General features: G+C 42.6%; 9 protein-coding genes. All 9 read left to right on the top strand.

Features of this window, described 5'->3' with window-relative positions:
• Positions 1–695: 695 nt before the first annotated feature.
• The 9 genes from F6K54_RS35785 to F6K54_RS35750 all read left to right on the top strand — a co-directional run bounded on the left by F6K54_RS35785 (position 696) and on the right by F6K54_RS35750 (position 7,584).
• A complete protein-coding gene (locus F6K54_RS35785; protein WP_293088550.1) occupies positions 696–1,568 on the top strand; it encodes a Pvc16 family protein in 873 nt (290 codons plus the stop codon).
• 28 nt (positions 1,569–1,596) lie between these two features.
• Entirely contained in the window at positions 1,597–2,787 is a 1,191-nt protein-coding gene (locus F6K54_RS35780; protein WP_293088548.1) for a phage tail sheath subtilisin-like domain-containing protein, read from the top strand.
• A 35-nt stretch (positions 2,788–2,822) separates the two neighbouring features.
• Entirely contained in the window at positions 2,823–3,248 is a 426-nt protein-coding gene (locus F6K54_RS35775; protein ID WP_293088547.1) for a phage tail protein, read from the top strand.
• Between the two features lie 658 nt (positions 3,249–3,906).
• Complete coding sequence (locus F6K54_RS35770; protein WP_366558326.1) at positions 3,907–4,296, top strand: phage tail assembly protein; 390 nt, start codon at positions 3,907–3,909, stop codon at positions 4,294–4,296.
• A complete protein-coding gene (locus tag F6K54_RS43415) occupies positions 4,281–4,469 on the top strand; it encodes a DUF6760 family protein (RefSeq protein WP_366558327.1) in 189 nt (62 codons plus the stop codon). Before F6K54_RS35770 ends, F6K54_RS43415 begins: the two co-directional genes overlap by 16 nt.
• Before the next feature lie 519 nt (positions 4,470–4,988).
• The gene (locus F6K54_RS35765) at positions 4,989–6,485 is read left to right on the top strand and encodes a hypothetical protein (RefSeq protein ID WP_293088545.1); all 1,497 of its coding nucleotides are present in this window, start codon (positions 4,989–4,991) and stop codon (positions 6,483–6,485) included.
• 9 nt (positions 6,486–6,494) lie between these two features.
• Positions 6,495–6,668 carry a DUF6888 family protein gene (locus F6K54_RS35760; protein WP_293088544.1) on the top strand — a complete coding sequence of 58 codons (174 nt, stop codon included), beginning with the start codon at positions 6,495–6,497 and terminating at the stop codon, positions 6,666–6,668.
• Complete coding sequence (locus tag F6K54_RS35755; protein WP_293088542.1) at positions 6,665–6,856, top strand: DUF6887 family protein; 192 nt, start codon at positions 6,665–6,667, stop codon at positions 6,854–6,856. The genes F6K54_RS35760 and F6K54_RS35755 overlap by 4 nt, the downstream gene beginning before the upstream one ends.
• 20 nt (positions 6,857–6,876) lie before the next feature.
• Positions 6,877–7,584: a LysM peptidoglycan-binding domain-containing protein gene (locus F6K54_RS35750; protein WP_293088541.1), complete on the top strand. Its 708-nt coding sequence runs from the start codon at positions 6,877–6,879 to the stop codon at positions 7,582–7,584.
• Positions 7,585–7,794: the final 210 nt, after the last annotated feature.

Genomic DNA, 7,794 nt, shown 5'->3' with positions numbered 1-7,794 from the left:
GCGTTAGACTACCGCCAAGGAAGCAGCACCCTGTGTTAGCGACAGCTATGCGAAGCAAAGCGTCAACCCGCCGAGGAGCTATGGCTCAGTAGGAATCCCCGTGCCTTTAGGCCGGGGAGGATGTCAATACTATGAATTCTACCTATTTTCACAATATGGAAGCATCCACATTTATTTAAGTTAAGATAATTAGGTTGACTACTCCCCGCAGCTTTTGCCGAGGGGATTCTAAGTTGATACTACGCAACACCGATAAATCCATGTTGCTTCGTTTTTTTCTTAGCTGACCAAAGATATACTCTTTGGGGACAAGTCAAAGTGCCCCTACACAGTCGGCATAGCGTCTAAACCATGCTTTGCTGCTTACTTTTGTCTAAACGTTTATATATCTAAATAATAGCACAGGATAACTAAAGTTGTCTAGTCTAAACGACTCGCTTGTTTTCATCCCCCGGTTAAAACACGCTTGCTCTCAACGTCGCTTTTCGGTAATAATTATTGACATCAGGGTTAAAAACTAGAATATTTATTCTATTATTACAAATTATTACAATATTTAGGACTACTCATTAAAAACAACGTAACTGTGAGTAAAAGTTAATACCCCAAAACTACAAAAGATGTATTTTTCAGGCAGGTCCTAAGTCACGAAAGTGATGCATGGTCGATCATAAAATCCAACGAGGTTAGTCAAAATGATTCGCGATCTGAGTCAAGCTTTGAGGAGGATTTTGGAAGATTCAAGACTATCATCGAGGTTTCCAGAATTGGCGGAAGCCCAAATTTCCTTTGAGCGTCCGTCGGAAACTTTTAGTCCTGGGCAAACCACTGTTAATTTATTTCTGTACGACATTCGGGAACACCTGGAACTGCGCAGTAATGAACCGACTATTGAGCGGCGGAATGGACAAGCTATAGTTCATAACCCACCTAAGCGCATAGCCTGTTCTTATTTGGTTACAGCTTGGCCAGTTGGCGGGGAAGAATTACCCCTGCAAGAACACCAATTACTTAGCCAAGTACTGCAAGTATTCTCAGGCTATCCAACTATTCCAGAAATACCTTTTTTAGAAAGTACCCGACTGGCAGGGCAAGAACCACCCTTACCATTGGTAACAGCTCAAGTCGATGGAGTGCAAAGTGTGGCTGAACTTTGGACAGCGTTGGGTAATCAATTGCGTCCTTCAATTACAGTCACTGTCACCCTTTCTATGAAGGAACTGTTTGAGCCAGAACCAACCCCCATTGTCATTACTCAAGATTTACAATTAGGTCAGCAACTTTCACCATTCTCAGAACAACTTGTGCCAGGTACCGAACAAAGATTTTTCCGCATTGGTGGACAAGTTACGGATACCAACAATCAACCTGTGGTGGGTGCAAAAGTTATTTTAGTTGAACCTAATCTTACTGTAGCCACTGATGGAAATGGACAGTACAGCATAGGGGCAATTTCTGCTGGTGCTTATACCTTGAGGGTGCAGTTAGGAAATTTATTACAGGAGGTTAATATTACTATTCCAGTAGAAAACACAGAAAGTAATTACAACGTGGAGTTACAGCAGTAATTTTAGTGATTATCAAGGAGAAAACAGTATGCCACAATATCTCTCCCCAGGAGTTTATGTTGAATATGTGCCACCCGCTTCCCTACCCATTGCTGGCGTTGCTACCAGTGTAGCTGGATTTATTGGAGTGGTAGCTGATGATGTTACAATGCCACCTCAACCAGGACAGTTTGACCTCGCCAATGAACCAATCCCGTATACTTTGGCTCTAGCAGGTGAACCGATATTAATTACCAGTTGGGAAGAGTTCAAAACTAAATTTGGCGATTTTCAAGAGGGCAATAAAATCTTAGCCCATGCTGTATATGGCTTCTTCTTCAATGGAGGTACTCGTTGTCATGTGCTGCGGGTTGCTCCTTCACAAGAAGATCCTCCTGTCCCCCCTCTCAACAACCCTAGTGATGAGTTAGAGAAGTTTGAACCAGTTGATGAAATCACCATTGTTGCCGTACCAGGAGCAATCAGCCAAGCTCAACACACGGCCATCATTGCTCACTGTGCTAAAATGGGAGACAGAGTGGCTATTTTAGATGGCGTTCAAACCGAAGATCCAGGTAATGTAAGTGGTATTCGTCCTGTTGGTCCGAGCCAGCAAGCTAGCTATGCCGCCATTTACTATCCTTGGATTAAAGTCTTCGATCCAGTTACTGAAGTTCCAGATATTATACCTCCTAGTGGTCACATTGCTGGAATTTATGCTCGCAATGATGCAACGCGGGGGGTGTTTAAAGCACCTGCGAATGAAGTTGTTGTTAATGCTCTCGATATCAGTCGTCCCATTAGTAAAGCACAGCAGGATGGTTTAAATCCAGAAGGGATTAACGTGATTCGTTCTTTCAAAGGCACAATTAAAGTCTGGGGAGCGCGGACAATGGCAGATGATGCCAATGCTGATTTTCGCTATATCAGTACCCGTCGCTATTTCAATTACTTAGTGGAGTCTATTAATGATGGGACGCAGTTTGCTGTCTTTGAACCCAATGATTTAGGACTGTGGCAACGGATTAAACGGACAGTAGGGGACTTCCTATTAAATGAATGGCGCAGTGGAGCCTTGTTTGGAGAAACACCGGATAAAGCTTTCTTTGTTAAATGTGACGCAGACACTAATCCCCCAGAGGTCAGGGAGTTAGGACAAGTTGTTACCCTGATTGGGGTAGCAATTGTCAAGCCAGCGGAATTTGTTATCTTCCGCATCCAGCAAACGGCTGGCGAATAGTAATCTGTTGAACCAACTAAAAAGGAGATTTAGTCATGCCAAGAGTCGATCCGTATAAAAACTATCGTTTCCTTGTGGAGATTGATGGCATTGTTCAGGGAGGATTTTCAGAATGTAGTGGTTTTGGTTCTGAGGTAGAAATCGTTGAATATCGTGAAGGTGGAGACGATGCTACAGTGCGTAAACTGCGAGGGAAAGCTAGTTATCCTGACATTTCTCTCAAATGGGGACTAACTGATTCTCGTGAACTCTATGACTGGCACTTAGCTGCTGTCAATGGACAGATTGAACGTAAAAATGGTTCTATCATTCTGCTTGATGATACAGGACAAGAAAAAGTACGCTGGAACTTTTTCCAGGCTTGGGCTAGTAAGTATGAAGCACCTGGTTTAGATGCTAAGGGAAGTGATGTTGCGATTGATACCCTAACCGTAACTTGTGAACGTCTGGAGCGAGCTTAACGAAGTCAGAAGTCAGAAGTCAACCCACCCCTAACCCCTCCCAACCCACCCCTAGCCCCTCCGGTGGAGGGGAGGGGAAGTCAGAAGTGATTTTGGTAACGGGGATTTGAGGCCCGCTCCAAAAATATTTCGCCGATCTTGGCGGGGTTTTAGACCCATATTATTTTGATAAAAAGAGTGTGGGAAGGATGGAAAATAGAACATTTTTTTCTAGCGAATTAAGCGGATTTGATATGATAACAAGATTTTTAGGTAAGTGCTTATTTATGCAAAATTAATTGCAGAAATTACGCAGAACTCCCATATATAGTAGGGTTTAATTGTCATTATCCCTCTACAGATAGCTTTTTATCTAAGAATTTACGTAAGTTCTGAATTGTATAAATACATAAGCAAAAATAATTGCATATGACTATCATAGATATCCAATCTTATCCATAAATTATCAATTCTTTCTTCCTGTTCTCTGTTTCCTCTTGCCTGTCATGAGTCTATAAAATATTAATTTTTGACTTTTAAATTCCCTGTTATGGGTCTATAAAATCTTACTTTTGACTTTTGACTTTTGACTTTTGAATTCCGTGTCTATAAAATCTTACTTTTGACTTTTGACTTTTGACTTTTGAATTCCATTGACTTTTGAAGTCCGTGAAACGGTATGAATATTCCTGAGCAAACAGCCATGCTGCAAACTGAGTATGAGTTTACATTACCAGCAGGTTATGTGGACAAAGAAGGCACTTTACATAAGGAAGGGATAATGCGACTGGCAACTGCTGCCGATGAAATTATACCCCTGAAAGACCCTCGCGTACAATCTAACCCAGCCTACTTAATCGTCATTCTGCTATCTCGAGTTATAACTAGACTAGGTTCTGTAGAAGCGATTAATCCTAAAGTGATTGAAGGCTTATTCGCTTCTGACTTATCCTATCTACAGGATTTGTACAATCGCATTAATGGCAATGGAACGCGATCGCTCCAGATTACCTGTCCTCACTGTGAAAAGGATTTTTCTGTGGAGTTGGACCTATCGGGGGAATCTTAGGCTACCCCCTGGACCAACTCTATCAGGAGGTAGCCTATCTGGCCTATCATTTCCATTGGCACTATGAATCAATCATGGTAATGGAACACAGAGAAAGGAGACGGTGGGTTGAGGAAGTTGCCCAAATCAATAGGCGTTTGAATGCCCAAACTGGGCAGATAGATTTTATCTAGTGTAGTATCAAGATATCCCCCCTAGCCCCCCTTTGAAAGGGGGGAAGAAGAATAGCCCCCCTTACGAAGGCAGGGCTGTTTCATTCTCGATAGACACGGGGACGCGGTGACACGGAGACACGGGGATGGAGGCTTTTAAGCGGCGTTGAACCAAATATTCTCTCAGAGCTTAAAGACGCTTATTGGATGAAAAATAGGCAAATTTTGGTGAATTTCACTGTTCCGCTATCTTCTCATCTCCCGTTATCCCTAAATCCTTAACTTACGGGACTTTGAAACAGCCCTGCCCTTACGAAGGGGGGGAAGAAAAATAGCCCCCCTTACGAAGGGGGGTTGGGGGGATTGAATCCTGAGTTGCCCAGGAAGAAGATTCCCTCGGGCGATCGCGCAGTGTAGTATCAAGATATCCCCCCTAGCCCCCCTTTGAAAGGGGGAAACAGAAGAAAATATTGGTTTAAAGGGATAAAGGTTTTTTATCACTGATTATCCGGACATAATATTACTATTGGTACTTTTAAGATGGAAGATTATCCTTTACACCCTTCTAATAATCCAAACAGTCTAACCTTGGGCCAACGTTTACAACGACGAGTGGTTGAACCTGCTGGGGTAATTAATACCCAGCAGTTACATTGTCATTATCAAGCGACTCAAGGGATGGCTGGACGACTTGTACAAAGGTTGGCCTTACCAGAACAGGTAAAATTTCGCTATGGATCTGGAGTTTTGCAGCCTACAGCAATAACTCAACGTCTTCAGCGACAGCGCACGGAATCAGCGGAGGTTCTTAATGAGCAATTTCCCACAACTCCTTACGCTGACTCAGCAATGGGAGAAATGGTTCAACGTTCTATACCGCCTCAATCAAGGCAGTTTCAGAATAGTAGGGAGATTCAAGGGAGAAGCCCTAATAAATTAGGCAGAACTAACACAAATCCCCTGCAGCCATCTATAACCCAGAAAGCAACGGTAATGACAAAGCCAGTGGAAAAAAAACCACAATCTGACACCTCTGTTGTGAAGACAAGTAGGGGAGAAACAAATCGACCATTTCGGATTAGTCGCAAAGCAACTGTTTCAGAAGTTAATGCCAGTAATCTAGGAGCTAGGGTTGAAGCTGAACCTAACTCCAAACAGGATCGGGATTTGCCTCTTCCCAAAGCTACTAACCAATTATCGGCAAGTACGGTTCAAAGGAAAGCGGATACTTCTGTTAATCCCAACAGTTTAGTAACTGCAACTCAACCAAAAACTAATCCACCTCTGGTTAAAGGGATTATTCAAACTAAAACAAATGAGGGGCTATCCACTGGTAATTTTCGGATTAGTCGCAAAGCAACTGTTTCAGAAGTTAATGCCAGGAATCTAAGAGCTAGGGTTGAAGCTGAACCTAACTCCAAACAGGATCGGGATTTGCCTCTTCCCAAAGCTACTAATCAATTATCGGCAAGTACGGTTCAAAGGAAAGCAGATACTTCTGTTAATCCCAACAGTTTAGTAACTGCAACTCAACCAAAAACTAATCTACCTCTGGTTAAAGGGATTATTCAAACTAAAGCAGAAGATTTTAACGTAACTTCAATCGTACCAAAGACCGACCTTTCTCAATCTCGGCCCTTATCCTTACAGGGACAAAAGTCAAACTTACCTGTACAACTATCACCAGAAGCATCGATCGCCAGTAACCCTAGTTCTGAGTTAAACATGGTTTGGCTCAAAAGCACCGATGGTTTACAAGCTAATGAGGGGTCATCCACCAAAAATCCTTATAGTGAGAAAATTGCTCTACCTCTAGCAATAACTCCCATAAATACTCATGGTGTACTCACTCGTCAAACAACTAATACAGTAGATAATTCTACAGTTCAGTTGGCAATGGAGGGAAATTCTACAACGCCAATGCCTGCTCCAGAAACAGCATCAGGGGCATCGGTAGATATCGCCAAAGTTGCTGAACAAGTAAGTAGGATTCTGGCTCGTCAACTTGCAGTAGAAAAGGAACGTAGGGGGGTATGAGGTGTGAAAATGCCTACAGAGAAACAAGCGGTTAATTGTTTTATTATGTGTCAAAGAATAACACAGATGTATTTACCAATTTCTCTAGTTAGATTAGATGAAAGAAGCAATGATATTTTTATTCTCGCAGGTGAAGATATCCAAGTTTTAATTGACAGAAATGGTGAGGTAACAATTTTATGAATCATCCTAATTTTAAAACCATGAATGAACCAGAATTACGGGCTTATGTATTGGCTCATCGAGACGATACCGATGCGTTTTATGCGTTAGCTGACCGTCTGAAATCTAAACCAGGGCGTAAATTATCTGAGGGAGATTTCGAGAAATTACCTGAAATTTTAGCAGAAATTAAACAACAAAAACAATAAGTTATGTATTGGATTGGGAAATGGTAATAGGACAACAAAAATTAACAAAATTGACAATTACTCCTTTAGAAAAGCAGGGGGAACAGTACAACAGGTTGCTGAACAAGGCAATTTCGGTGCAATTTAATCCAGAAGCTTATTCTATCAGTAAATCCGTCAACTGGGGACCACCGGAAAGCTCTAGTGGACAAGGAACAAACACTGAAAGACAAGTTAATGCGCCCACTGTGGAATTTAAAGGGGGTGGCAGTCGTCAGCTCACTTTGGAATTATTTTTCGACGTGACTGAAGCAGTTAATGGGGAGGATGTGCGACAAGAAACTAACAAAATTGTAACTCTAACTCGCATCGAACGAGATGAAGCTCATCCACGAGTTTGTGAAGTTTCCTGGGGTGAGGCTCCTGTAGGTTCTGATTTCCCCTTTATTGGCGTAATTACCAGTTTGACGCAAAATTTTACGCTCTTTAAAGGGAATGGAAAACCCCTGAGAGCAAATTTGAGCGTTAGTTTCTTAGAATTTCTTGCTCCGTTAGTAGACAAACGGCAAACCGATCCTGAATTGACCACCCGTATTATCAAGCGTGGCGATACTTTAAGTAGTATAGCAGCCCAAGTTTACAGAAATCCAAAACTGTGGCGCATTATTGCTGAAGCCAATCAGCTTGACGATCCACGCAACTTAGAAATGCAGATTGGTCGAACCTTAACTATTCCGAAACAGCGTTGATATCAAATCTAGTGGAATACTTGTTATATAGTTGGGATGGGGAGATGGGGAGATGGGGAGATGGGGGGATGGGGAGATGGGGGGATGGGGGATGGGGGGATGGGGGGATGGGGTGGGAGGAGCCCACGTCTGAACTCCAGTCACCACGCCGGCGGGATCTCGTATGCGGTCTTCGGCTTGAAAAAAAAAAATAAAGAAATCAGGTCGGAA

Source organism: Okeania sp. SIO3B5, from assembly GCF_010692555.1.
GTDB lineage: Bacteria > Cyanobacteriota > Cyanobacteriia > Cyanobacteriales > Microcoleaceae > Okeania.
The sequence above is the reverse complement of the archived record's forward strand: the minus strand, read 5'-3'. Positions and strand labels throughout refer to the sequence as shown.

Excerpts from the sequence above, each read along its gene's own strand:
- F6K54_RS35785 (WP_293088550.1), top strand. The coding sequence starts at position 696 with ATGATTCGCGATCTGAGTCAAGCTTTGAGGAGGATTTTGGAAGATTCA.
- F6K54_RS35780 (WP_293088548.1), top strand. The coding sequence starts at position 1,597 with ATGCCACAATATCTCTCCCCAGGAGTTTATGTTGAATATGTGCCACCC.
- F6K54_RS35775 (WP_293088547.1), top strand. The coding sequence starts at position 2,823 with ATGCCAAGAGTCGATCCGTATAAAAACTATCGTTTCCTTGTGGAGATT.
- F6K54_RS35770 (WP_366558326.1), top strand. The coding sequence starts at position 3,907 with ATGAATATTCCTGAGCAAACAGCCATGCTGCAAACTGAGTATGAGTTT.
- F6K54_RS35765 (WP_293088545.1), top strand. The coding sequence starts at position 4,989 with ATGGAAGATTATCCTTTACACCCTTCTAATAATCCAAACAGTCTAACC.
- F6K54_RS35760 (WP_293088544.1), top strand. The coding sequence starts at position 6,495 with ATGCCTACAGAGAAACAAGCGGTTAATTGTTTTATTATGTGTCAAAGA.
- F6K54_RS35755 (WP_293088542.1), top strand. The coding sequence starts at position 6,665 with ATGAATCATCCTAATTTTAAAACCATGAATGAACCAGAATTACGGGCT.
- F6K54_RS35750 (WP_293088541.1), top strand. The coding sequence starts at position 6,877 with ATGGTAATAGGACAACAAAAATTAACAAAATTGACAATTACTCCTTTA.